The organism is Leptospira abararensis (genome assembly GCF_016918735.1).
GTDB classification, from domain to species: Bacteria; Spirochaetota; Leptospiria; order Leptospirales; family Leptospiraceae; genus Leptospira_A; species Leptospira_A abararensis.
Genome location: NZ_JAFFPR010000055.1, coordinates 70697 through 96747 on the forward strand (window position 1 = coordinate 70697; position 26051 = coordinate 96747).

At 38.2% G+C, this 26051-nt stretch carries 25 protein-coding genes; 17 read left to right on the forward strand and 8 right to left on the reverse strand.

The window, feature by feature from the left end; genetic code table 11:
- Position 1 precedes the first annotated feature (1 nt).
- Genes JWG40_RS16460 through JWG40_RS16480 form a run of 5 tightly spaced genes read right to left on the reverse strand, consistent with a single transcriptional unit; the run spans position 2 to position 6688 of the window.
- Positions 2 to 946, reverse strand: a complete 945-nt coding sequence (locus JWG40_RS16460) for an efflux RND transporter periplasmic adaptor subunit (RefSeq protein WP_205286861.1) — start codon at positions 944 to 946, stop codon at positions 2 to 4.
- Complete coding sequence (locus JWG40_RS16465) at positions 936 to 2285, reverse strand: TolC family protein (protein WP_205286862.1); 1350 nt, start codon at positions 2283 to 2285, stop codon at positions 936 to 938. Before JWG40_RS16465 ends, JWG40_RS16460 begins: the two co-directional genes overlap by 11 nt.
- A 56-nt stretch (positions 2286 to 2341) precedes the next feature.
- Positions 2342 to 3289: a TPM domain-containing protein gene (locus tag JWG40_RS16470; protein WP_205286863.1), complete on the reverse strand. Its 948-nt coding sequence runs from the start codon at positions 3287 to 3289 to the stop codon at positions 2342 to 2344.
- A gap of 48 nt (positions 3290 to 3337) precedes the next feature.
- Entirely contained in the window at positions 3338 to 4948 is a 1611-nt protein-coding gene (locus JWG40_RS16475; protein WP_205286864.1) for a SulP family inorganic anion transporter, read from the reverse strand.
- Between the two features lie 27 nt (positions 4949 to 4975).
- Entirely contained in the window at positions 4976 to 6688 is a 1713-nt protein-coding gene (locus tag JWG40_RS16480; RefSeq protein WP_232369442.1) for an AraC family transcriptional regulator, read from the reverse strand.
- Here JWG40_RS16480 and JWG40_RS16485 point away from each other — a divergent pair.
- The 3 genes from JWG40_RS16485 to JWG40_RS16495 are packed head-to-tail and all read left to right on the forward strand — an operon-like array spanning position 6677 to position 10220.
- Positions 6677 to 7663, forward strand: coding sequence for a sodium-dependent bicarbonate transport family permease (locus tag JWG40_RS16485; RefSeq protein ID WP_205286865.1), 987 nt, complete (start codon positions 6677 to 6679; stop codon positions 7661 to 7663). The genes JWG40_RS16480 and JWG40_RS16485 overlap by 12 nt on opposite strands.
- Before the next feature lie 40 nt (positions 7664 to 7703).
- Positions 7704 to 9542, forward strand: a complete 1839-nt coding sequence (locus tag JWG40_RS16490; RefSeq protein ID WP_205286866.1) for an alginate export family protein — start codon at positions 7704 to 7706, stop codon at positions 9540 to 9542.
- A 60-nt stretch (positions 9543 to 9602) separates the two neighbouring features.
- Complete coding sequence (locus JWG40_RS16495; protein WP_205286867.1) at positions 9603 to 10220, forward strand: TetR/AcrR family transcriptional regulator; 618 nt, start codon at positions 9603 to 9605, stop codon at positions 10218 to 10220.
- A gap of 1 nt (position 10221) precedes the next feature.
- On the opposite strand, the gene JWG40_RS16500 is transcribed toward JWG40_RS16495, so the two are convergent.
- A complete protein-coding gene (locus tag JWG40_RS16500; RefSeq protein WP_205286868.1) occupies positions 10222 to 10980 on the reverse strand; it encodes a lysophospholipid acyltransferase family protein in 759 nt (252 codons plus the stop codon).
- 456 nt (positions 10981 to 11436) lie between these two features.
- On the opposite strand from JWG40_RS16500, the gene JWG40_RS16505 reads away from it, so the two are divergent.
- From JWG40_RS16505 to JWG40_RS16530, 6 genes are all read left to right on the forward strand, one after another.
- Complete coding sequence (locus JWG40_RS16505; protein WP_205286869.1) at positions 11437 to 12066, forward strand: hypothetical protein; 630 nt, start codon at positions 11437 to 11439, stop codon at positions 12064 to 12066.
- Between the two features lie 28 nt (positions 12067 to 12094).
- Positions 12095 to 12955 (forward strand): LIC_13355 family lipoprotein, encoded by an 861-nt coding sequence (locus JWG40_RS16510; RefSeq protein ID WP_205286870.1) that lies wholly within the window; start codon positions 12095 to 12097, stop codon positions 12953 to 12955.
- A gap of 156 nt (positions 12956 to 13111) precedes the next feature.
- Positions 13112 to 13669, forward strand: coding sequence for a slr1658 superfamily regulator (locus tag JWG40_RS16515; RefSeq protein ID WP_205286871.1), 558 nt, complete (start codon positions 13112 to 13114; stop codon positions 13667 to 13669).
- Positions 13670 to 13682: 13 nt separating this feature from the next.
- Positions 13683 to 14030, forward strand: coding sequence for a slr1659 superfamily regulator (locus JWG40_RS16520; RefSeq protein WP_205286872.1), 348 nt, complete (start codon positions 13683 to 13685; stop codon positions 14028 to 14030).
- Between the two features lie 184 nt (positions 14031 to 14214).
- Positions 14215 to 15723: a PP2C family protein-serine/threonine phosphatase gene (locus JWG40_RS16525; RefSeq protein WP_205286873.1), complete on the forward strand. Its 1509-nt coding sequence runs from the start codon at positions 14215 to 14217 to the stop codon at positions 15721 to 15723.
- 107 nt (positions 15724 to 15830) lie between these two features.
- Positions 15831 to 16415: a DUF6272 family protein gene (locus JWG40_RS16530; protein WP_205286874.1), complete on the forward strand. Its 585-nt coding sequence runs from the start codon at positions 15831 to 15833 to the stop codon at positions 16413 to 16415.
- Here JWG40_RS16530 and JWG40_RS16535 read toward each other — a convergent pair.
- Complete coding sequence (locus JWG40_RS16535; RefSeq protein WP_205286875.1) at positions 16390 to 17061, reverse strand: TetR/AcrR family transcriptional regulator; 672 nt, start codon at positions 17059 to 17061, stop codon at positions 16390 to 16392. The genes JWG40_RS16530 and JWG40_RS16535 overlap by 26 nt on opposite strands.
- A 70-nt stretch (positions 17062 to 17131) precedes the next feature.
- Here JWG40_RS16535 and JWG40_RS16540 point away from each other — a divergent pair, with 70 nt between their 5' ends.
- Positions 17132 to 18055, forward strand: coding sequence for a hypothetical protein (locus JWG40_RS16540; RefSeq protein WP_205286962.1), 924 nt, complete (start codon positions 17132 to 17134; stop codon positions 18053 to 18055).
- A complete protein-coding gene (locus tag JWG40_RS16545) occupies positions 18052 to 18492 on the forward strand; it encodes an ABA4-like family protein (protein WP_205286876.1) in 441 nt (146 codons plus the stop codon). Before JWG40_RS16540 ends, JWG40_RS16545 begins: the two co-directional genes overlap by 4 nt.
- On the opposite strand, the gene JWG40_RS16550 is transcribed toward JWG40_RS16545, so the two are convergent.
- A complete protein-coding gene (locus JWG40_RS16550) occupies positions 18489 to 20129 on the reverse strand; it encodes an ankyrin repeat domain-containing protein (RefSeq protein WP_205286877.1) in 1641 nt (546 codons plus the stop codon). The genes JWG40_RS16545 and JWG40_RS16550 overlap by 4 nt on opposite strands.
- Positions 20130 to 20215: 86 nt before the next feature.
- Here JWG40_RS16550 and JWG40_RS16555 point away from each other — a divergent pair, with 86 nt between their 5' ends.
- The 6 genes from JWG40_RS16555 (at position 20216) to JWG40_RS16580 (ending at position 26007) form a co-directional block, all read left to right on the forward strand.
- Positions 20216 to 21043 (forward strand): hypothetical protein, encoded by an 828-nt coding sequence (locus JWG40_RS16555; RefSeq protein WP_205286878.1) that lies wholly within the window; start codon positions 20216 to 20218, stop codon positions 21041 to 21043.
- A gap of 54 nt (positions 21044 to 21097) precedes the next feature.
- Positions 21098 to 22120, forward strand: a complete 1023-nt coding sequence (locus tag JWG40_RS16560) for a zinc-dependent alcohol dehydrogenase (protein WP_205286879.1) — start codon at positions 21098 to 21100, stop codon at positions 22118 to 22120.
- Entirely contained in the window at positions 22117 to 22962 is an 846-nt protein-coding gene (locus JWG40_RS16565) for a DUF4846 domain-containing protein (RefSeq protein ID WP_205286880.1), read from the forward strand. The genes JWG40_RS16560 and JWG40_RS16565 overlap by 4 nt, the downstream gene beginning before the upstream one ends.
- Positions 22963 to 23088: 126 nt before the next feature.
- Positions 23089 to 23679 (forward strand): LOG family protein, encoded by a 591-nt coding sequence (locus tag JWG40_RS16570; protein ID WP_205286881.1) that lies wholly within the window; start codon positions 23089 to 23091, stop codon positions 23677 to 23679.
- A 27-nt stretch (positions 23680 to 23706) separates the two neighbouring features.
- Complete coding sequence (locus JWG40_RS16575) at positions 23707 to 24501, forward strand: hypothetical protein (RefSeq protein WP_205286882.1); 795 nt, start codon at positions 23707 to 23709, stop codon at positions 24499 to 24501.
- A 48-nt stretch (positions 24502 to 24549) separates the two neighbouring features.
- Positions 24550 to 26007 carry a M48 family metallopeptidase gene (locus tag JWG40_RS16580; RefSeq protein ID WP_205286883.1) on the forward strand — a complete coding sequence of 486 codons (1458 nt, stop codon included), beginning with the start codon at positions 24550 to 24552 and terminating at the stop codon, positions 26005 to 26007.
- The last annotated feature ends 44 nt before the right edge of the window (positions 26008 to 26051 follow it).

A 26051-nucleotide genomic window follows, 5' to 3' on the forward strand; every position in this document is an offset into this window, starting at 1 on the left:
ATTATCTCTTCGGCATTTTAGGTGAGGAGAATGGTCCACCGCTACTTGCCTTTTTTTCCTCTTGAATTTTTTTCTTTCTATATACCATTTCATTTTCCGTAAGGCCTGAAAGAATCGCAGTATTCTGTTCGTCGGAATTCCCAATGGTTACCATTGTTTCCACAAGTTCCCCCTCAACCTTTTTGGTGACTTTCGCTTTACCGGACCCAGCTTTTACAAATTCATTAGGAAGCAGTAACACATCTCTCTCTTCCGAAATGATAAAGTCGATAGTAATCGACATCCCACTTCTCAAATATTCGGGAATGGTTTTTAATTCCAAATCCACATTGTACATAGTTACATTATTTTCCGTCACAGCTTCATAGGCAATATGGGTCACCTTCGCTTGAATAGGAGTATTGGAATAAGAATCTACTGTGATATTGGCAATCTGAGCAATTTTTATTTTTGATAGATCCGTTTCGTCCACCTTTGCCTGTACCATTAGGTTATCTGACAACACATAGAGAATGTCTTGTTGTGTGACAGTTTGTCCAGGGCTAATGTTAGATGCAATCACCAAACCTCGTAAAGGCGAAATGACAGGAGTTGGTTTATAAAAATCTTCCCATTTTTTTAACTCCTCTTCTCCTTTAGCTCTAGCTGCATCGAGAAGGGCTGCCCTTTCTGTAGAGCTCATCCAAGCAATAATTTTGCCACGACCTACATGGTTTCCTTCATTGACTAAAATGGATTCCACCCGTCCTGCGATGGGAGGTTTGATTTCCAATCGGTTTTTGGGAATGGCAGTTCCTGTGGCACGAACCGTAACAATCAAATCACCTCGGAAGGCTTTTGAAGATTCAAGTTTGGTATTTGATTTTGATTTTCCAAAACCAAATAGATAGACTGTTACAGAAATTATGATTACAACAATGGAAATGAATATAAACTTAATCTTCATCAAAACACTTTCCTAAATTTCGCAAGTAACTAGCTTCAGTCAAATTCAGATCCCTCTTACCTAACAAAAGATTTTTTTCACGATTGATTAGATCGTTTTCGATAATATCCCAATTTTCAAAACTAATCAGTCCATTGGAATATTGGGATCTAGCAATCATCGCCCGAATCTCCGATGCTTTATAGAATTCTGTTAATACTATCAGTTGGTCAGAAGCATTTTTAAAATTTAAGTGGGACTGCTCCAAAGAAAACGAAAGTGCGTTCCTTTTCGAATCTCTAGTATAAATGGATTTTTCATATTCCGTTTTGGCAATTTTTACATTATAATAATCTCGACCGCCATTAAACAAGGGATAGGTTAAGTTCAATCCAAAACTATAATTCCTTGGTTTGGGTAACCAAACATCATCTTGTCTTGTCACAGTGGCACTTAAATTGAGGTCAGGATAAAAGCCAGCTTCCGCTACACCGATATTAGCTTGAGCTGCTCTCACTTTTGATTGTTCAGCCATAACAGATGGATGAGCCTCTAAGAGTGATTCTTTTTCTTTTTCTGAGTACTTTTTTTCGAGGATTGGTTCATAAACAAATTCAGAATTGATATTAATATCCAATCGATTGGCAATCACTCTCTCCACTTCATTCAAATTACTTTCGAAGAGGCGAAAAGCCGAGGAAACTTCAAATTCGGATTGTTTCACAAAGGATTCGCTGAGTAAAAAACTTCCCTTATGTTCCCTACCTACTTCATAACGAAGTTTTACCAAATCACGATTTTTAGTCCGCCTATCTTTAATTTTTTCGGAAAGTTGGTGGAGTTCTTTTGCGTACAACATTTGTGCATAACCCGACTTCAATTCAAAACAAATCTTCAACCTTGAGTCATTTAATGTTTGTTTTGCTGCCTGAAGTAAGGCTTCAGTTTTATCGATCCCACTTTTATCTCGAAATCCAGCAAAAAGGTTTTGGTTTGTACTAAGTCCCACCGAATATCGATTGACTGCTGTTGGTCTGGACTCCCCTGAATTTGAAGTTTGCGTTGTAGTTGAACCCGTGTTTGCCCCATTGATCAAAGGATCATTGACAGTACCCGATCCACTAAAGTTTGCAGAAGATTGTCTTGCAGATGCCAATACATTAACTGTTGGTAAGTAAGCCGCATAACTTTTTTCGTTTTCAAAGAAGGCTTTGTCATAATCAGCCTTGGCGGATAAAAATTCTGGATTGGATTGTAAGGCTGTTTGCCAGAGTTCCTTTATTTGAATTGGTTTTGCAGACAGACCGAACAATCCAGATACTTCCAAAATAACAAATGTAATTCTACTCAACTTCACCATATACTAAACCCAAGTTTGATGGGATAAGTTCCGTGGATTGAGTTTTTTTAAAAAAATTACCAACTTCCAGAACTACCTCCCCCTCCAAAACTCCCACCACCGCCGCTAAAACCACTGGATCGGGAGCTTCCCCCACTACTGCTACTCGACCATCCTCCGCTACTACCAGAGCTGCGATAAGATCCTCCAAAAATTCCCTTCTTCATTCGCTTACGGCCATGTGGGGTCAATAGATGATAAAGTTTATACAAACCAACTCCAATTGCATACGCTAAAAATACTGCGGCACCAATATTGGCACCATGAATGGCCGTGGGGAATATACTCCAAAAGGGAAACAAAAAGAAATAGATAAACCAACCAATATATGGTGCGTTAGCTGCTACATAGGTAAAAATTCCTAAAATGATCAATACAAAAACGGAGATAAAGATTCTCACCTGATACGGAATTTCATCTTGGCCTGCACCAATTTCCCCTAAAAAAGAAAGAGGCCCTAAGTGAGAATAGTCTTCTGTTTTGGGAGTTGTATAGGAACCAGCAATGGCTTCAATAATTGCATTCACACCATTTTGAATTCCAGAGGTAAGATCTCCTTTTTTAAAATCAGGTTTAATTTCATTTTCAATGATATGGCGACACAAAATGTCCGTTAAACTTCCTTCTAATCCATATCCGACTTCTATTCTTATTTTTCGATCACCAAGAGAGATTAACAACAAAACTCCATTGTCTTTTTTCTTTTGTCCCAGTTTCCACTTTTCAACAACTTTGATTGAGTATTCGGATATATCTTCTCCTTCGAGCGAAGGAATCACAAGAACAACTATTTGGTTACTAGTGTTACTTTCATGGTCTTTAAGTTGTTTCTCTAATGCAGAAACAAACCCAGGATCCAAAGTCCAAGTTTCATCCATCACCCTGCCACTTAAAGTAGGAACATCTTTCGCTTGGATAAGAATGGGAAATAAAAAAAGGAGGGAACAAACCAATATCCGCTGCATACAAGGATATTGGTTTTTAAAAGTTAAGTTACAAGAATTTTTTATGGACTACTTATGGATTCGAGTGGCTCCATAATAAGCAGAAATCGGTTTTAAATCCTCAAATCCAATCAAATTCACCTGCCCACCACGTTCCTCATAATCCCTTTTGAAACTTTGTAAAAACTCAATGGCCGAAAAGCCGATCATTTTCACATTCTTATCAAACTTAAGATCCACTCGTTCACCAGGTGTAATTTTTCTAAACAAAAGTTTCAACGAAATCATATTAGAAAATAACAAAGCATGTTTTACATCCAAAGTATGTGTCTTGTTCTCAGATTTAACAGTGATGTCAGCAACAAAGATATAACGAAGAGGGACTCCAAAATAAATTTGAATCAAAATAGCAGTCACGATTCCACAAAAAACACCAACTAACAAATCCTCCACGATAGTAAGCACTACGGTTACAGTAAAAATAACAATTTGATCCCATCCTTTTTCGTATGTCTCTTTAAAAACATGTGGAGAAGCCAATCGAAATCCCACCATAATTAAAATCCCTGCCAGCGATGCCAGAGGAATCTTATGGATCAGACCTGGTAAAAGTAAAATGAAAAAAAGTAAAAAAAGTCCATGGAAAAAATTGGACCATCGAGTTTTTGCACCATTTTCCATATTGGCAGAGGATCGAACCACCTCTGCAATGATTGGTAGCCCTCCGATCCATCCAAGAAAGAAGTTACCAGCCCCTTTTGCGACTAGTTCGCGATCCATATTTGATTTACGTCGATAAGGATCTGTATTATCAACGGCAGTTGCAGTTAACAATGATTCAATACTTGCGATGAGCGCTATCGTAACTACCATCACCCAAAAAATTCCGTCCTTCCATCGTGAAAAATTTGGGAAAGTAATCCCATCATAAATATGATCTGGGAGGTTTACTAATTTTTCTGGACCAATTTTATAAATTTGGTCGAGCAAAGTATAAGAATGTTCGTCCGCTAAATCAAAAATGATCCCAAGGAGAATACCAACTAACACTGCTACAAGTGGCGCCGGTAGTTTTTTCACTATAGGGTTTTTGATTTTAGCTAATACGGCAATGATCACAATGGCGGAGATCCCAATGATGGCCACTTCGGGATTCACAAAGGAAAAACTAAAAGGAATTTCTAATAGTAATCCCCCGATCGTTTTTGCTTTAGGAGTGATTCCTAGTGCTACATAAAATTGTTTTGAAATAATAATAATTCCAATAGCCGCCATCATCCCATGCACAACTGAGATGGGGAAATAAACGGTTAAATTTCCTGCTTTGACTAAACCTAAAACAACCTGAATAGCTCCAGCAATCACAATGGCAGCAAGGGTCAGTTCAAATCCAAGTTTTGGATCTCCGCCACCTAATACCATAATTGAGTTCAAAACAACAGCGATCAAACCAGCAGCAGGACCATTGATTGTTAGGTGAGAGCCACTTAACAAGGACGCGATAACACCACCAACAATTCCGGCAAAAATTCCTGCCATAGGTGGTGCCCCAGATGCAAGCGAGATGCCCAAACAAAGGGGCAACGCAATTAAAAACACGATAAAACCGGAAATGATATCCGATCGCCAATTTTCTTTTAACCCGGGTAACCAATCTTTTGGTTTCTCTTTGTTGTTCATAGGGATTGTCCTCTTTATCTAACTATCTTAAAATGGCTTTTTATTTTTCCGAAACTGGTTCGGATTCACACCGGATTGTTTTTTAAATTCCAGATAAAATGCAGACCTAGATCCAAATCCAGAAAGTCTACCCACTTCTGCAATATTGAGCTCTGGCTGTTCATTCAATAAAGCCATGGCTTCTTTGATTCGGTATTGGTTTAACAATGAAGGAAAATTGAAGTTGTATTCTGAGTTGATCAGTTCACTTAACTGGTGGTAAGACAGACCCATTTTGGAAGCAATGAGTTCTTCATTACAATTTGGATCAAGATATACTTTTTCGGCACCTAACAGAGTTTCGAGCTTACTTCGAAATTCACTTTTATCTAATTTCGTTGTTACCGACCGATACCTAGTTTTCGATTTATCTTTTTTTTCGTAATTTCGCAAAAACAAAAAAGAGCCGGCTGTCAAAAAAGGAAGATAGAAAACTGCGGCATAAATAAAGAATGGTTGGTATGGATAAAAATCAAAATGGAATAATGTTTTCAAGAAGACTGAAAAAAGAAAAAAGAACCATCCAAATACATAAGCCCTTTCATCACTTTCTTGTTTTGTTAGCAAAAAATTATGAGTTTTAAACAGATAGTATGCTGCTGTTCCAAAAATAGACAAAACCAGAAAAATTCTAAATTCATACACACGTGGATGGAGAGGGACAAACAAATACAAAAATCCCGCAAACCCACCGATCCAAAACAATACCTGTTTTGAAAAACGATTGCCTATAAACTGATCAAAGGAAGCAAGATAAACAAAAAATATGAAATGATTTATCGATAAAAATATATAATAAGAATGTCTGACTAAGTTATTTGAATTTCCAAATATAGAAGCGAACTCCTTTCCATGTACAGAATACACAAGAAGGAAAAACATTAAAAAGTGAACTAAGATGGATAGGTAAACCTTTTCCTTTGATTTTAAGTATTCTGCGATCGCCCACCCAAAGGAAACAATTCCCACCATAGAAAAAAATAAAAATGTTAAAAACCGAAATAATACAATGGAGCGGTAACTTGCGGAGGAGACAGTTCGAATCGGAAAGTTGAGATCTTCGTTAGATACTAAGTAAATATAGAAGTATCGACTTTCCTTCGCCTTAAGGGTAACGTTAAAATGCGGAAAAGGAGAAAGTAACCCCATCCAATCTTCCCAAACATACCCACTATAAGAATCGACAATTTCTCCATCAGCACCTTCCGAACAAAGTTCCACAAAGGGAATGTTGATCCATTGGATCAGAATACTGAAATAATTGTCCACGGAGGAGTCATTCTTCAGCTCGACTCGAACCCACTGCCCACCATCTTCCCTTTTTCCCCTAAGCGAGTCCGCACTGCGGTTGTCCATCCAGACCAAAGTTCGCAAAGATTGGATGGATTCATGACTGCAATTTTTGGGAATTTCTGTCCGGAGGGGTACCAAAAATTGGACATCTCTGCTGATGTTCCGCCCATAGAAACTTTCCGGTTTCCACAAACACCCACCGAGTCCTGCTAGGATTGCCAATAGGAGGGGAACAGCGGCAGTTCGTTTCATCTGAATCACCAGTTTTGGCGCATTCTGTGCGTAAGGAAGCGATTTCAATGTTTGAGAAATTTTGAAACGAATTATTTTTTGTCCAATTTTATGATATTGGACAAAATTGGTGTCTAAAATGATGACAACAAGAGGGTAGAAATTATGGATTTCCATGCAGCACTCAACAACATCTTAAACCCACCGGTACTCTTTTTCTTTTTAGGAATGGGTGTCGTATTTTTTAAATCAGACCTACGGATAACGGAAGGAGTCTCCAAGTTCCTATCTTTGTATCTTTTATTCTCCATTGGCTTCAAAGGTGGCCATGAACTATTTAAGTCTCCCTTTGCCGAAGAACATCTAATGACACTGATTGCCTGTATGTTCATGGCATGTTTTGTTCCCATTTACTCTTACTTCATCTTCAGAGCAAAGTTGGACCATGCAAATTCTGCTGCCCTTGCGGGAAGTTTTGGATCCATCAGTGCAGTGACCTTTGTAACTGCCGGAGCTTTTTTACACAGTTACGGATATGAATACCAAGGTTTCATTGTGGCGGGAATGGCTCTTATGGAATCACCGGCAATCGTTCTTGCAGTCATCATTGATCGATTGGGCAAAAAGAAAAATAACGAGAATGTAAATGAAAAAATCCAGTGGAAACAATTACTCCATGAAGCTTTCTTCAGTTCTTCGGTTTATATTTTGATTGGAGCATTGATTGTAGGTTATTTATCAGGTGAGTCCGGATGGAATACAACCAAACCATTCACTGAAGATATTTTTAAAGGACTACTTACATTCTTCTTATTAGATAAAGGAATCGATGCCGCAAAACAAATGCGAGAGTTAAAGAAAGTAGGTTTTTTTCTCGTAGGATCTGCGCTCATCATTATGTTGATTAACGTAATCATTGCTATTCTACTGACTAAAATCATCCAAATGCCAATTGGTGACGCTCTTATGTTTGTGGTATTGTGTGCGTCAGCTTCTTATATTGCCGTGCCAGCTGCTATGAAAGAATCCATTCCAGAAGCAAACCCAAGTATTTACCTAACAGTTGCTTTATCGATTGTATTTCCAATCAATATTATCATAGGGATCCCTTTGTACTTTTATGTTCTGAAAGTGATCACAGGAATCGTTTAAATAAAACAAACTTCATCACTTAAGGAAAAGGAAAGATATCATGTATATTTCAAAAGGTTATTTCTATTTTCTATTGTTAGCGTTTTTTTTACCGCTAACAGTTTCCATGGCTACTCCTACAGAATCACAAAATTCTGACGAAACAACCGCAGTTCCCAAATCTTACGTTTCTTCTATGAAAGAGAAGGGAATTGATCCAGAATACAACCGCCATATGTTTGTAGAGCCCGAGTTATCCAAACATTCAGCAAACTCACAACAATTTTGGTTAAACGATGTTTTAAGATTTGGTTTGTATCTACGACCCAGACAAGAATCTAGATACAATTTAGATTTTAATGCCTCTGACAAAGGTTATATTGACAGGACTGTTCAGACATCCTCGATTTATTTTATCTTTGATCCCAGTCCCTATATACAAGCAAAAGTAACTCTCCAAGATGCTCGTGTTTGGGGAGGGGAATCCCCTGCTTCCTCTGGCGATATCCGAGCCAATTTTTTTAACAACACAGCAGACATTTATTCCAAAAACCAAACGAATGCAGTATCTTTAAACCAAACAGGTGTCAGGGAAGCTTTCTTGACATTAAACCAACTTCCACTTCGTTCTAAATTACAAGTGGGACGACAAATTTGGGCTTACGGCGACCAACGGATGATAGGTGGTGGAAACTGGACTGTTAATGGGCTTTCCTTTGATGGAGTTAGGCACATGTTTAACTACGACAATTTGAAAATCCACTTTTTAATGGCAAGGCCCTACTGGACACAAAGTGGGACTAATGGAGTTGTATCGGCTAACGATCCAAAATTAAATTCTGCTGCTACAGGAACAGACACAACCTTACTGGGAACCTACAATAGTTTTACCATTCCTGATTGGGTGACTTTGGATCTTTATAGTTTGGGAGTGGTTCGAAAATGGAAAAAAAATCCAGTGAATCCCATTACTGGCCTTCCTGAATCTTCTATCGATGATCCACTTGCGGCGAATAGAAGTAGACAAAACCAAAACTTAATCACCACCGGATTTCGTCTGACCAATAGAACCAAAGGAAACTTTCTTCCCGAAGGAAAATCCTGGGATTTCACATGGGAATCTGCTTTCCAAACAGGAACCAGCGGGCGACGGATCCAAGACCCTTACTTAAAAGAATATCTTTCTAACGAGTATGATAATGCAAGAACCGAAAGAGAAAAATACACAGGTCAAATGCATGTTTTTCAAACGGGATATACGTTTTTCAAAAAACTAAGATTAGGAGGGCAAGTTTTGTATGCATCTGGAGATAAAAATAGGGCAGACGCTTCTGTATCCACATTCCAAACTCTAGCCAATCCAAGGTTCGGAGTGATTCCCTATTTTAATAGTGTGGCCGGAATTTCAGAAAATATCAATGCCCAGAATCTATATTCAAAATCGGTGAGTATCACTTACCAAACAGAATCCTTTGGCGAATTCCAAGTTACCTACTTCCAAAACGATAAAGCAGAAAAACAAGATGCTTGGTATGCCATTAGTGGTGCGGCCAATTCCACAAGTTCCCTGGGTGAAAAAAATCCCTATCCAGTAGCGGCTGACAAAGGAAGTACGGAAAACTACTCGAACAATTCCTATTCGTCACCATATGCATTAGGAAAACGGATTTATACAGAAGTAGACTTAACTTGGCACGGACAAATCAATGATTTTGTTTCTCTATGGATGGGATTTGGGTATTTGAGCGCGGGTGATTCCATCCGTAATTATCGAAATAGCAAAATCCAATACAATTCCACCACCCAATCCTTTGAGTGGAACCAAAACTACTTACAAGGCAAAAACCAACTGGCAAAAGATGCTTATATGGCTTACGTCCAAATCAACGCTGCTTTTTAAGAAAAACGTTCGATTTTTGTATGGATTTGAATACAATGGAGGTCAGACTGATTCAAATCCATGTTGGACGCTCCAAACAAACAAAGACGGATTCGCAATAGCCTCTCTCGAGAGGAAATTAGAAACGTTTCCCTCCTGATTTTAAAAGAAGAAGGATTGGAAGGTCTCTCCATGCGAAAGATTGCCAATAGACTCGGTTGCAGTGTCGCAAGTCCCTATTCCTATTACGAAAGCCAAATTGACTTAGTCCAAGATTTGATCAAATCAGGAGAGGACGAACTCCTTTCCATGCTTAAAAAAGCCAGTGCAGAAGTGGAAACAGGATCTGCATTTCAGCAGTTAGCTGCCATTGCGCGATCCTACTTTAACTTTGCAAGTAACAACCGAGAGTTGCACAAAGTGATGTTTGTCACCGATTACGGTGGAGTCCACAGAAAAGCCTTTCCACAACTACCAAAAAGTTACCGTTTCTTTTTAGAAACAGTCCGCATTGGATTTGAATCCGGTGAAATTCCCTATCCCAAAAATGAATACCCGGCGATCGCTCGTATGATGTGGAGTTGGATGTATGGCGTGATTGTTTTGGATATGACAGGAATGCTACGCAAACGAAAAGGATCAGGAAATCCCATTGAAGAAGGGATTTCCTACTTTCAAAAACTTCTCAGCAAAAAATAGACTAACTTACGCTTGGTGAGACTTCGAGTCCATCATCATCCAAATCCAAACTTCCTTCCACTTCTCCTGAAACCGTTATAGAAGTTCCTTTGTCTTTCAATCGAATGAGTTCGCTCCGAACATAATTGATCGTTTCTGGAGCATCGGTCACTTCCCAAATGGGATTTCCAACTGACATTCGAATGGGTTTATTCAAATTGTAGGCATCCAAATACAAAGGAATGATTGGCAAGTTATATCGTTTGCTTAAAACTACCATACCAGGATAAAGTTTTCTACTCTTACGAAATCCCCGGTACCAAGTTCCTTCAGGAAAAATTCCGATTCCTAAGTTTCCACGACTAATTCTGCGTTTAAAATCTTTGATCGTAACGGGATCTGATTCACTACGATTCAGAGGAATTAAATCAATGGACTTCACAATTCCTTTGACCATTTGTTCTTTTCTGTACAACCATTTTCTTTTTTTCCCTTTATTGGGAACTCCAGAATCATAACTAGTGAGTGCTGTTGTATAAATTCCGTATCGTTTGAGAACACCACGAATTACAAAAGCATCATAAGGCATTGTAATCGCTTTTAAAAATTTATTTCTAGGTTTGATATGGTTTGAAATTAAGATGATGGATCGGCCATTCAACTTACGCAAGATATGGTCGTTTTGAATTTCAACTTTTTTGTTTCCATACTTCAAACGCATTGGTTTTACCACTACCCACATAAGCACAAATCCGATGGATCTTCCCACATAATAGAACATAACTTTTCCTCTTATTCTGTAAGTGCCCAAAAACCCAATTTGGTTGCAAAAGTTTACCGTAGATTTTCGCTACAATTCCAAGTCGTTTCTGTTTCAAATCAAACTTTCTTCAGTGCCAATCCTTGCTTTAAAAATTTGACATTTCCTTCGTTTGCGAAATCCTGGAAAATACCTTTAGGGAGGAAACAGGTGCAATTCCTGTGCTGACCCGCAACTGTAATCCAAATCAAAGTTTGGTGAGCCAGATCTTCCCCGTAGAGTTTACCTCGTGGTTAAGGAACTTTACAAACTGATTCCAAATGTCCTCCATTTGGATACAGGGGCCCCGAAGGCATCGGGGCACCCGAACAATAGCAAACAGTAATTGTATTTTAGGATACATTCTTAAAACCTAACAACAGCTTGTTTCTTGTTGGATCGGCGTTCCCCTAAATTCAAAACATTTAGGAGACTTCTATGACTAGAACTATCAAAACAACAGCCCTTTCCCTGATTTTACTTGCACAAATCATCGCATGCCAAACGGAAAAACAAGTTTCTGAATCGGATGCAAATAACAACTTACTTGTTGGTTTACTTGCCGGTAGCGCAGTCTCTACTTCCTTTTTATTGGATTATAACGGACAGTGGAACGCAGGTTTTGCTTATAATGCCAGTGGACAAATGACGGGAACTCCTAATGGACGACTCATCATTGCAACCAATCCAGATGGATCGGGAAGTATCATTTCTGGATTTAATTCCAATGCAAACTACTTCGGTGGTGGTGACACAACCTATCGAATCCTGTATTTTGACAAAGCAACTCGTAGGCTCTATTACCAAAACACACCAGGCGGAAACAACTTCGCTAACTCTACATTCGGACGAATTGATTATACTGCCGTCACTACTTCTGGTTGTGAACTCGGTGCCTCAAAATGTTTCTATTTTTGTGAAGCGGTTTCTGGAAAAGCAACACTTGCCGAAGTAATTGCAAGTTCTGTGACAAGTAATTCTGCGAATTATGCAACCAATGGTTGCGGTGGGTTTACATTCAGTAGAGCACTTTCAAGAACTGAAAACTCAACTTGGACTGGACTTTAAAAAATAGTTTCTTAACTTGGGAGATGTGATGCAAAAACTTTCAAAAATAAAAACATTTTGTCCTTTGTTTCTGATGTTTTTTGTATCCTTCTCTTCTTGTAAAAAATCTGCTTCTGCATCTGGAGAAGAGAATCTTGCTGCATTGTTGCCCTTACTGAATGCAGCATCCAGTGCAAGTTCCTGTCCCAAGTCTCCCCTTCCCTCAGATATTTTGCTTGCAACAACGGTTGTAAGTGCAAGTGCCAACGTTTCAGGATTTTCTGATTCAAATAAGGCTGTGAATGGAATTTGTGGTGCGGGCGAACTCGTAGGATCTTTGGATGTCTATGCTTTGGACATCACTGGAGCAGGTGCCACCATGATTCTCAGTTGGGGGGGAAGGACAGTCAAGAACACATTTGGTGATGACTTCATTGTTTATGACAATAGCTTTCGTATCTCTGACGACACCAATACTTATGCTATGGATCCATCTGTCATCCAAGTCTCGATTGATAATACAAACTACTGTGGTTTTAATCCAAGTTATACGGGTGCCAATGTCAACCTCATGGATAGTTGGGTACGTTTTGGCGGACTCCGACCAGTATACTATAACATGACTACTAAACCATATACCAACGAAGATTTATTTATCAACACGGGTGGACTTTTTTTGTTAGGTGGGGGTGACGGATTTGATTTAGACAATTTAGATGCGGCTGATCCGAACGATATCAATTGTAATGCCACTTTAGTTGGTCAAATCCAAACAAATGGATTCAAATTCCTAAAAATTACTTCTGCAAGTAATGTGAACAACCCTAACACGGGAACCAACTTTCCTTGGCCCCCTGGTAGTTATAATGGAAGCGATATTGATGGCGTGGTCGCACGCGAAATCCAATGATTCCGTGTCCCCACTCTATCCCTTCCATCCTTCCTTCGAAGTTCTACTAAAAAAAACAGAAAAAAAACACCTGTATTTCAGTTGACCGATCCTTAAAAAAGAGTTTTTTTTTAAAACCACTTCTCGGTGAGGAGCCAAAAAGAAGCGGAGGCAAAATTGAATCAAAAGGCACCCACGATTATCGGTGAATACCACATCATTCCAGAAAATTTGCCTGCTGATGGCCAACTTCGATTGATCTTCCAACCAATCGATATGACTACGTATTGGAGCCGATGTGGACTCACTGCAAACTTTGTTGCCGGATTTTATTCCTATTGTTACGAAGCTAGTGAAACCAAAGCCAATGCCCTTTCTACAATCATTAACGAACTTTTGGAGAATGCTTCTAAATTTTCGAAGGCCATGGAAGGAAAAATCAACGTAGAATTGAAACAATACGGAAATCTTTTAAGAATTGATGTTTTAAATGTGGCGTCAAAAACCTTACGAGATAGTTTTGAGCTTTTTGTAAACAAACTCTTGTCGGAGAACGTGGAGGAGATGTATTTTTCTACACTCGAAACCAAAGAAGACGGTGATACTAAGTCCGGTTTAGGACTACTGATGATATTAAAAGACTACCCCGTCCGTTTTGGTTATAGTTTCAACGAGATCGATGCCGATACTCATGAAATCACGATAAGAGCAATTATCAACGTAGAAGAGATATAATAGGCGAAGCTTCATGGAAATCAAAGACTTAGATTATAATATAAAATATGACGAAGCAACTAAAACTGTTAAATTCGCAGGTTCCATCCGATTGCAGAACTTACCCGCTTATGAACCCATAAAATTATTTTTAAAGGACGCAGCCAAACTTTGTCAAGGAAGCTTGCTTACCATGGACTTCAGAGATTTACAATTTGTAAACAGCTCAGGGATCACTACGCTTTCCATGTTCATTATTGATTCAAGAAAAAGTGCGGCTTGCCAAATCAAAATCCAAGGATCCCTCAACGTTTCTTGGCAGTCAAAATCGCTATCAAATTTCAAAAAACTTTGGGACCAAGTGATTTTGGAAATCTCCTAAATCACAAATTCTCGCACCTCCTCAACCATCCGCCCATCTTCATCTTGTACATACTTATAAGTTCGAATATGAGGCGGAACATTATATTATAAAAAATCATTTGCAATTTAAGTAAAATGTATGAAGTTATCATGTAATTCGCCCCATTCTCTTGAACGAAATTTAAAAAAGAAAACTTTACTCTATGCCGCAACCTCCTTCCAACGAAAATCGATTCGTCCTGCCTGATTATTACAAGAAACAACTGAAAGAAATTGCCTACCAAGGGGAATTCCGTGCAGAAACTTTTGCGACCAAGTTCCGATTCTTCTTCCTCGGAATGATTTTTATTTTCTCCACTTTGGGACTGCTATCTGGCCGTCCTGTTGTTGAGTTTTATTACCAAATTTCCTCTATCTTAATACTTCTCAGTTATAACTTCATTGTTCTTTATTCTTTAAAGAAATCTGGCAAATATCTCAATATCTTTAAATTCCTTTCATCCTTTTTAGAGATCACTCTACTAACATTTGTTATAGGATACACTGCAAACGCCCAAAAAAATCCGAGCCTTGTGTATGCGGCTCCCATGATTTATGTTTTCTTTATTCTGATTGCCCTTGCTTCAATACGTAATAATACTAAAACCATCATCTTTGCAGTCATTGTCCTTATTGTAGAGTATGCATCTCTAACCATTTACTTCTATCCAGAGATGTCCGATTTGAATACAAAACTCATCGAATTATCTTCTAATCTCAAACCAAACTTCCTAGAAGAGAACAGTAGTTTCTTTTTAGTCAGTGCGGTTCCCATGGGAATTTTTCTCATCCTGATGTACATGATTGTCACAGGTGGATTGATACTTTATGCAATCCTAAATACATCTCGTACAACCCATGAACAAGCAGATTTAATTTTTAACGCAGAAAAACAAGCCATCTTAGAAGAGAACATGCATCTCGGTATGGAATTGGAAGTAGCAAGACAAATTCAGGCTATGGTACTTCCACGTAATGAAGAATTAAAAAAGATCCAAGAATTAGAAATTTCTGCTCGGATGGACGCAGCTAATGAAGTGGGTGGGGACTATTACGATGTTGTCTACCATGAAGATGGGACTGTCTACATTGGAATTGGGGATGTAACAGACCATGGTTTGGCTTCTGGAGTTGTTATGCTCATGACCCAGTCGGCTTTTATCACCACTTTACGTTCCAAAGTGATCTCTTTACGCGAGTCTCTTCGTTCCATTAACTCTATTTTATTTTCTAATATTCATGTGCGAATGAAGGACATTCGTAACCTTACCTTGTCTTTATTTTCTTATAAAAATGGTGTGTTTACCACAGTGGGACAACACGAAACCATTATGGTTTATCGTCATGCTCTGAAAAAGACAGAAATTATTGATACTGTCGACAATGGTATGTTAGTTGGTTTAACAGAATCTATTGACGAATTCATTCATGAAAAGTCAATCCCTCTGCAACCAAAAGACATCATCCTATTGTATACTGATGGAGCAACGGAAGCCGAAAATCCCAAGAGGGAACAATTCGGATCTCATAGGTTAATCAAATCATTCGAAAAACATATCGAACTTGATACTACAGATGCTATTTTAGAGGCCATCTTTAAAGACATCTACCTCTTCATTGATGGAATGGATGTTTATGATGACATTACCGTCATGATCATGCGTAAAAAGTGATAAACTGAGCACAAATCCCGAAGAACGCCGATTAATGTAACAAGCATTACAAAAAGCGCTTGCGGCAAAGAAATAGCTCATATACATTCGTTAGTTGAACTAAAACTATGCGAAAATACGGCAATTTTAAGTCTACCAATAGTATTAACCAAGATCCTGATTCCATAATTCAAATCCATTTAAAACCTTTGGATTTAATGCGTTATTGGCGGCGTATCGGAATCCTATCCGACTTTATTGGATATTTTTACGGATTCTCTTTTTTACCCAATGTCCCTACCGAATCAATGGATATAAAAAATTCAGATATCGTTCATTCCATATCCACCGTCTTTAACGAGTTACTAGAAAATGCGGCCAAGTATTCTTATGATAAAAAAGCAGATATCGAAATCTCACTGATCCGTAGAGCTAAAACATTTGAAATGTTAGTTCGTAATAAAACAAACGAATCGAATGTAACTGCTTACGAAGCCAGTTTAGAAGAAATTTTTTCTACAAAAGATCAAGAAAAATTGTATCTAGAAAAACTAGAAAATAATGAAAACGATCCGCTTCGTTCCGGTATTGGACTGATTATGGTTTTGAAAGATTATCCTGTAGAAATGGAAGTTGTTTTTGAGTCCGAAGGAGAGGATACAATCATCACAAGCAGAGTTATTTATTTTACAAACGGGTTCCCTCAATCATAATCTCTAAAATCTGATCTACCTCTTTACGAAAAGATTCTTCTTCCTCCTTAGATTTGATTTGTTTCCACTTACGTTCGTTTAACACCGCAAAACCGTGAACCCCGCTCCAAAAACTCATCATCAGCGTATCTGTTAGAACTGAATTTTTTAGTTTCAATGTTTTTTGCCCATACTCTACAATTTTATACATTCCTAAATAGGCCAACTTTCCGCATTCCCGCAAATCATCAGATAAAGTATCCCCTGAAACGTATATCTCACCACCAAACATGAGTTCTGTCCTCCTTGGATTTTTCAGTAATAGAAAAATATATTCGACACCTGCCATTCGAATTTTTTCCAGAGGATCTTCGGAATATGCCCAAGCTCTTTCCATACCTTCGGATAGTTCTCTAAATCCTTCCGTCACTAGAGCCTGGAGGAGATCATTTTTTTTTGGAAAATGGCGGTAGGGTGCGGTATGGCTCACGCCCAAATCAGTAGCAATATCCCGAAGACTTAAAGAAGAGACACCTTTTGTTTCTAATACCTTTCTCGAGTGTTCTAAAACTTCTTCCCTGAGATTTCCATGATGGTAGGTGCTAAGTTTTGATGCGGTCGCAGAATTTGGTTTTGCGAGGTTTTGTTTTTTTTTGGCTGCTTTCATTTAAAAAATGTTTACAATGTATACTTTATATGTTGACAGAGTATACATTGATATTTACACTGTCTACATTATGGAATTTGCCGACTATAGAAAACAACCACTTTTTTGGAATGGGATTGCTATGGCAGCACTCACAGTTGCCATCCTTCCCCTCTCATTTCTAGATTCAAGAACCCTTTTGGGAACCAATGTTTGGATCAAACCCTTAAAATTCTCCCTTTCGTTGGGATTGTATTCTTTGACTACAAATTGGGTGATCATTCGATTTTTAAAAGATTGGAAATACCAACACCGGATCCAAATCGCCTTAACCATCACCTCGTTGATTGAAATTGTATTAATCACCTTACAAGCGGCGCGAGGCGAGGCGAGCCACTTCAATATATCCACCACCTGGAACCAAATTGTATTTTCAGTTATGGGAGCGAGTATTTCTATCTTTTGGCTTTTCCACCTTTGGGTTGGTTACCAAATCTTTCGAAAAAACTCAATTTCAGGATCTGTAAAAGAAAGTCTCGTTTGGGGGCTTACCATCGCTGGCTTTGCTATGATCATTGGATTTTTTATGACCTCACCGAGACCTGATCAAATAGAAGCAATGAAACAAGGAATCTTTCAAACCAGCGGTTCCCACCAATTTGGGAGCGGAGATCCTGGAAGTACGTTATTGTTCTTTGGTTGGAGTACAAAACTCGGTGATATGCGAGTTCCTCATTTTTTTGGAATGCATGTGATGCAGGTCTTTGTTTTCCTGGGCGCTTTTCTAATGAATCAAAAAGATTCCGTTTCAAAACAGAAACTAGTTCGATTTACTGGAATCTTATTTTTACTGATGAACATAGTGATGGTCATCCAAACCTTAAATGGAGAATCCGTTTTTCATTTAAATCCCATGTATTTAAGTGTTTATGGAATCTCCCTACTACTCATTTCCTTTTGTTTCTTTCAATTAATTTCAAAACCAAAAGTATTTCAATCACAGGTGACTATATGAATCCTTCCTTAATCTTTAAAATTGCCAATGGCATCACCGTATTATCTTGGTTAGTATTAATTCTTTCGCCAAATCAAACAAAGGTGATTCGTCCACTTAGAGTTTTTATTTCAGGACTTGTGCTTGGTGGAGTTTATGTGTTTTCTATCATCATCGGGAATGGACAAGCGGAAGGTGACTTTTCCAGTTTGGAATCAGTAAGGTCACTTTTTGCCAATGATTACTTTTTACTGGCAGGATGGATCCATTACCTTGCCTTTGATTTGTTTTTAGGGACTTGGGAAGCAGAAGACGGGGCCAAAGAAGGAATCAATAGATGGATTCTTGTTCCAGTCCAAGCACTTACTTTTTACTTCGGACCCGCAGGTTGGCTATTGTATTTGGTTCTACGATTTGCGACAAGAATGCTAAATAAAAAGGTTAAGGCAACAACTTAACCCCCGTAAACATCTAGGAGAGAAAGGACCCTTTGGCAACGGTTCTTTTTCTCTTCATCACCTTCCAATTCAGCAATTTCTAAATTTTCGAAAGCTAGATCCCTGCCTGTTTTTTCATCTAAGGTTTTCGCATTGGATTTGGCACCCGATTCTAATAATAGAGCAAGCACCGCAGAGTTCCCGAATTTACATGCTTCGTGCAAAGCCGTACTACCACTGTTATCCGACACGTGTATGTCAATCCCAGCTTGAATCAACCTCTTTGCCATACTGGGTTCTCCAAAAACAGAACACCAATGTAAAGGAGTCATTCCATTTACTGACTGAAGATTGACTTTGGCTCCTCTTCGAATGAGTTCATCCATTAAGGTCGTTTTTTCTTGTAATCGAAGTGTACTGTCTTGGCACAATTTAAAAATCGCAGTTTCTCCATTCGCATCTACTTGGTTGGGATCAGCCCCTCGTTCCAAAAGTCGCATACAGGATTTGTATCTCGCTCGAACAAAACATTCTTGTAGAAGTGAAAACCCCAAAGGATTTCGGATTGAATCAGTGATCACATAATCCAAAGAACCCACAGTCCGAACAAAGGAATCCAATAGATATATATCATCCGAATCCAACCAGTCCAAAGTTTTGTCCTCATTAGTAGATTCTAAACTAGAACCCAAATGACTTTCATATCCTTCTGGGAATTTATTTTTCAGAAGTGGAATAAACAAAGGTTCCGTTTCTGAATGGCAGACTACATCATGGATGAGTTGCCAATGTTTTTGGTTTGGCACCACTTGATTAGATAAAAGAAATATCAATGTTTCATTCAACTTCTTTTGAGTGAGTTGGAAGGCAACCTGCAAGTTTCCTTCTTTGAAATGAACTTCCGAAATTGTGGATTGATTTTCCGGCCAATGGTACATGACAAGCGTTAGGAGTTCATCTTTTGTTTCTTGGTCTAAAAGAGAAAAATTTTCCTGCAAAGCTAAAATATTTCCAGATAGTGCGAAGATTTTTGCCGCAAGTTCACTCGAGATAAAATCTGGAAGTTTTTTATCTGAGTCTCCATGTTCATCGAATTGAATTTTGTAGATATGTGTGGCACTAAAACTTCCGTGTAAAAAAGTATTCCACTGGTCTGCTATTGCTAAATATAATTTTCCTGATACGGAGTGATCATCTGATGTATCCACTGTGATCGATAATCTTACTGGGGAAACATTTACGTTTTGGTTGATAATGATTTTTAAAGTTTTTGAAGGAGCTTCAGTGGTGATATCAAATAAGAAATTTTTTAATCTTACAATTTCAGGTAGTCCCGAAATAGAAATACGGAGATCGTTTTCGTTTCCATCCTCATCTTTCAAAAAAACAAGTTCTTCGTTAGACCAATCCGATATAAAATCCGTTGAGTACCTTCCAAATATTTGGCCTTGGAGTTTGTGTTCTGGAATTTGGTCTTTAAATTGAAGATCAAATAACACGAGTGAGTCGGATGTCGCCGATCTAAACTCTTTGCGGTAATCAAAATGGTTCCAGGCGGAACATTTTTTACAGCGATACTTCCCTTTTTTTCCTTCCAATTTGGAAGTTGAAACGGAGTGACCACTAAAACAATTAGAGCAGGATAAGATCGTTTTCATATTTCGCTTGTTCCGATATATAAAACAGGAGAGTTTTGACGGATCAATCGAAAATTGTTATCTTATCACCATTCAGGTAGGAATTCATGAGACAAAATCAATATTTGGTCATCGGAGGATCGGGAGAGGCTGGCCAAAGCGCCATTCTTTGTCTTAGAGAGAAAGATCCAACTGCCTATATCGTAACATCAACTACAACAAACGAACCTGTGTCGAATGCGGACCTTACACTATTCAATAAAACAGCAGAACCTGGGCTTGCCGATCAGATTCTAACGGATCTGAAAAACCATACTATTTCTCCCAGTTTTAAAGCCATCATCTATACTCCCGCACTCGGGGAAGTTGGATTTCCAATTGCAGAAACCACTTCCGAACAAATCAAAGAAACTTTAAAAATTTGTTTGGATCCTATCCTGGAATTGGAACAAACATTGAAACCAGAGCTTATGGTCGCCTATTCTGCGTTTTATTGGCTCAGTCATACTTTGTCCTTTTATGGATCTATGGGTGTTGCTAAGTACAAAGCGGACCTTTGGGCCTTGGAAAATCCAAAAACAAGAAGAATCGTCAGAGCCGGTACTTTTTTCTCCAAAAGTGTTAGAGGGATATCCATCATCCTCCAACGAACTATGAAAAAAACAACCAATCCAGACCTTCTAACATTAAAAAGTCGATTTGAAAAATCCAAACAAAAGTTTATGGATTTTTTTCTATCCTATGCTTGGGAACATGAAAAGGAAGCCTTCCCATCTCAATTTGATACGCCATACCGCCCGACAAAACGAGAAGACCTAAGTCGTGGTTTGACTTTGGCTTTGGAGTCAAAAGCACCGATCGTTACGGTGCTTGGAGATTGGTCATGGGAAGAAACAGAACTTCCTAAAGTTCCGGATTGGTTTGGTCAATTTTAGTTGAATTCTTTTTTGTAATCAGCAAGAATAGACCAATCGGTATACGGAGGCTATATGCGTAGGTTAATGTTTCGTAAAAAAGGCATTTTAGAATGGGAAGAGTTAAATCCACTCACAATCACTGGAGAAAACCAAGTGATCGTAGAACCTATTTCAATTGCACGTTGTGACTTGGATCTACCTATCCTTCGGGGAGAAACACTATTTCGAGCTCCTTTTCCCGTAGGACACGAGTTTGTTGGTAAAATCAAATCTGTCTCAGAAGACCTGATTCATTTGTATTCGGTAGGAACAACAGTGGCCGTTCCCTTTCAGATTTCCTGTGGATCATGTCCTTCTTGTTTAGCTCATCATACAAATTCCTGCGAGTCAGTTCCTTATACATCGGGGTATGGAATGCCGCCAGGAGCTCATTCATTTGGCGGAGCGATAGCGGACGAAATCAAAATTCCATTCGCCAAACAAATGCTATTTGAAATAGATAAAAAAATTGATCCAGTCGGTGTTGCTAGCTTCAGTGATAATATTGCCGAAGTATGGAAACTCGCAGGAAGATTTTTAGAGCAAAAAAAAGATCCGAAGGTTCTCGTTGTGGGTGGCCATGCAGGTAGTATCGGACTTTATACAGCATTGTTTCTCCACCAAACAAAAAAAGCCGAAGTGCTGTATGTCGATACCGATCCAACAAGAATCCAATTAGCCGAATCGCTAGGAATCCCTGTAGAAATGTACGTAACCTTTCCCAAACCGACTAAAAAATTTGATTTGGTTTGTGATGCATCTGCGAACAAACAAGGTTGGGACTTTGCCGTTCGTTCCCTTGGCAAAAATGCGATTTTTAGTTCTGCTTCTATCTTTTGGACCAACCAATGGGAAATTCCTTATCTGGAAATGTACAACCAAGGAGTCGAAATCCATTTGGGTCGAGTGGAATCTAAAGATTCCATGGAAGCACTTTATCCCTACATTCTATCGGGAACCTTTACACCGGAAAAAATTGTGACAAAAACAGCTAACTTTAATGATGCGAAAGAAGCCTGGCTAGAAGAATCCATTAAGTTGGTGATTACAAAATGAAATCTGGCAAAGCCCAATCTAAAATTTTGGCTGGCTCGCCTGATCAATTCTACTTTTTTCTGATTGGGATGATTCTTTCCATCCTTTCATTATGTTTCCAAAACCTTTATGCCGATTCCATTCAAGACCGATTCCCACCACCTGATGGATTCCAACGAATAAAATTTGCTAACGAAAGTTTTGCGACTTATTTACGGAATTTTCCATTAAAACCGAAAGGAAGTTCTGTTTTACTCTATGATGGAAGGATCAAAACCAACCAAGTCCATGTGGCTGTTTTGGATTTTCCTCTCCTGAAAGAAGATTTGATCCAATGTGCGGATGCCGTGATGAAACTAAAGGCAGAATATTTTTATTCGAGAAAACAATATGACCAAATTCATTTTAAAATCAGTAATGGAATGGAAGTCGGATTTTCGCGGTTTGCCAAAGGGGAAAGAGTTCAAGTTAAGGGAAACCAATCCCAATGGAAAAAAGGTAAATACAAACAAGGAACTGGACGGGATGTATTTGAAGAATATTTACGATTCATTTATATCTATGCCGGAACCATTTCTTTAAAATCAGAATTAAAGAAAAAATCCATCCAAAACTTAGCTCCTGGGGATGTATGGATCGAAGCAGGTTCGCCAGGCCATGTGGTTTTGGTGGTGGACCAAGTAACAGGAAAAGGTGGACAAACTTTATTTCTTTTGGCACAAAGTTATATGCCTTCCCAAGAAATGCATATCCTAAAGTCTGAAAGTCAATACTCACCTTGGTTTGAAGTTCCCAAAAGCCAGTCCTTTCCCACTCCAGAATGGGAATTTCCAGCTAAAGAAATTTATGGGTTTGTAAAATGAAAATCACATCGAAATACTTATTGAAGCACGCAGAAATTTTTTACGAATCAATCATCATGAAATGCTGTATATAGATCTAGACAATTTAATCGTAAACACTATCTATTACAAAGAACAAATTTAAAAATGAATATAATTAAAAATATTGCGATATATTGTGGATCTTCATCTGGATTTGATCCTTTCTATTTGTCCGCAGCTTTTGAGTTAGGTGAATATTTAGGAACCCACCAAATTGGTTTGGTTTATGGCGGAGCCAGTGTGGGCCTAATGGGAGCTGTCGCGAATGGCTGTTTGTCAAAAAATGGATCGGTCACTGGTGTTTTACCAAAATTTTTAAAAAAGAAAGAAATCGAACATAGTGGACTCGGCGAACTGATCCTCGTGGAAAGTATGCACGAAAGAAAATTAAAAATGTTCGATTTGTCCGATGCCTTTATTATTTTGCCCGGCGGACTCGGAACCATGGAAGAATTTTTTGAAGTCATCACATGGTCTCAGTTAGGTTTACATCACAAACCAATCATCATCCTCAATTGGCAAGGGTTTTATAATCCCCTCTTAAAACTAATTCAAACCATGGTCGAATCTGGATTTCTCAAAAAAGAAAATGCTACCCTCGTACAAGTTCTAGAAACCTCAAAAGATCTACTACAAACCATCCAAAACTATTCACCGTCTAATACGGAGAAATGGTTGTCTGAAGATAATGTATAAAATTTGATTACCGATATGAAATCTTCCATGCGAAATCTTTTATATTTCCTTTCTCTCTCACTTTTGGTTGGATTTATTTTTGCAAACTTGGAAGTTGTAAGAGCCGACCCAAGACATGGGGGGCATGACCAGAGACAAGGGAATCATGACAATCGTCTCACGCCGCTCCGCCACCTCTCTCCCGAAGCCAACCGAATCCTCAATGCTCCGCCACCGAAACACCAGGTCACCACTTTTGAAAGTTACGTTACAGACAAAACCGCCTATCCCTATATTCAAACTACTTTAAATTTTGTAGAAGGTCATCTTTCCTATAAGGCTTTTTTATCATCTGGTCAAGAAATTTCCTATTCCACTCGCGGGGAACATATCTGGTATTCGCAGTGTTATGGTGACCTTTGCATATTGGTAACAAACAAAAATTTATTAGGTGTTAGTAATTCTATTACTGAGTGGGAAAAGGGGCATCATTTTGGAGAGGAACGTTACCGAGTGGCCATGGGGCATAAAGCTGCCTTAATCATAAGCGAAAGAAAACTATACCTTTTTAATAGTTATACCAACCATTGGGAAACCATCAGTTTAGAGCAAGAAACCATCCGTTCCTTTGCCAATTTATATGATAAAGTGGCCATCACAACAACTCGCAGAATGCTTGTGATTGATCTCCCATCAGAAACTCAATTTGAACAAAACTTACTCCTCCGAGATATTTACCAATTGGAGATGAGAGATGGTTTTATCAATTTTTATTCCGGAGACAAACTTTGGATGTTTCGCCACCAAACACAAAACTTCGAAGAGGTAGATTTGATGGATTGATATGGATTTTGATTCACTGATATATCAAAATAATCATAGTTTAACATAATGAAAAATATTCAAAAACCAATCCTTCTCCTTTTTCTCATCCCTTTAGTATCTATATTTCTTTCCATATTTTATGAACATGGATTCCAAAAAAATTGGGAAACGTATTTAACAGAAGAAATTGGGGCAGAGGAATCAAAAAATTTACTCTATTTCGATTTAGAAAAATTCTGTAAATCGAGTGATGTGCAGGATCAAACATTAATCGATTTTTGTGAATATCCTCGTTATTCTTATTATATCCGAGACCTATCCATTTTTTTCTTAGCATTAGGACTTTTGTTAATCTTATTCATTGCAATTGCTGGAAAAATTGCCATGAATCACAGAATTTTTCTTCTGAAAATTTTTAAACCAGGTTTATACATCACTCTCTTCACGCTGTCTATATTAATTCTTGGTTTATCTTTTTTATCGATAACAATCCTTTACTTTCTTGAATCTTACATTTTGGGAATGATTCACTTCCAAATTTTAGCTGTGATTGGGATCGGTGCTTTGGTCGGGGCCTATCAAATCTTAAAATCAATTTTTTCGATAGTCAATACAAACCAAATCCATGTTGCAGGAACCGCATATGATACTTACGAATTGGGAAATTTATCAAAGTTAATTGAAGAAGTATCGGAGATGTGCCAATCGTTTTCTCCCGATAACGTAATCTTAGGATTCGATCCAACTTTTTTCGTAACAGAAGGTAATGTCTTATGCAGAAATAAAACAACAAGAGGAACTTCACTTTATATTTCGCTCCCACTTTGTCGAATATTATCAATCAATGAATTAAAAGCAATATTAGCGCATGAATTCTCTCACTTTACTGGCGAAGACACCTCCTTCAGTAAAGAGTTTTATCCAATTTACAAGGGTACTTTTGATTCCTTACAAATCATACAAGATCAAATCAATTCCCATAGTTACAGTTTTTCGTATTATCCGGTAGCCTATATCCTCGATTACTTTTTTCAATCATTCGCATTGGCGGAAAACAATATAAGAAGGAGTCGAGAACTGCGTGCGGATACAATCGCTTCCGAAACAATGGGAAATCAAAACTTCGGTATGGCTTTAGTTAAAATTTATGCATATTCCGAATTATGGGAACAAATCAATGATGAAATGTATTCAAAAATCAAAAATAACGAAAGAGTCACCAATGCGAGTGAATCATTTCAAAATTTTATTCTACAAAAGAATACACCAAATTTATCGATTCAAGAGATAGAAAAAAATTCAGACTTTCATCCGACCGATACCCATCCGCCACTCAAAGAAAGATTATTGAATGTATCTTTAGATCTCGAAACAATTCTGCCTCAAATCAATTTGGATCTTAATTCAAATTTAAGTGTAAAGTTAATTCCGGGTTATGAATCCATAGAAATGGAACTCACTGAATCCATGAATGAAAATTTCCAAGAATATTATGAGTTGTATGAAAAAGAAAAATTGAAATGAAAAAATTAATTATATTTCTCTTCTCATTCAATGCTTGCGCCTTA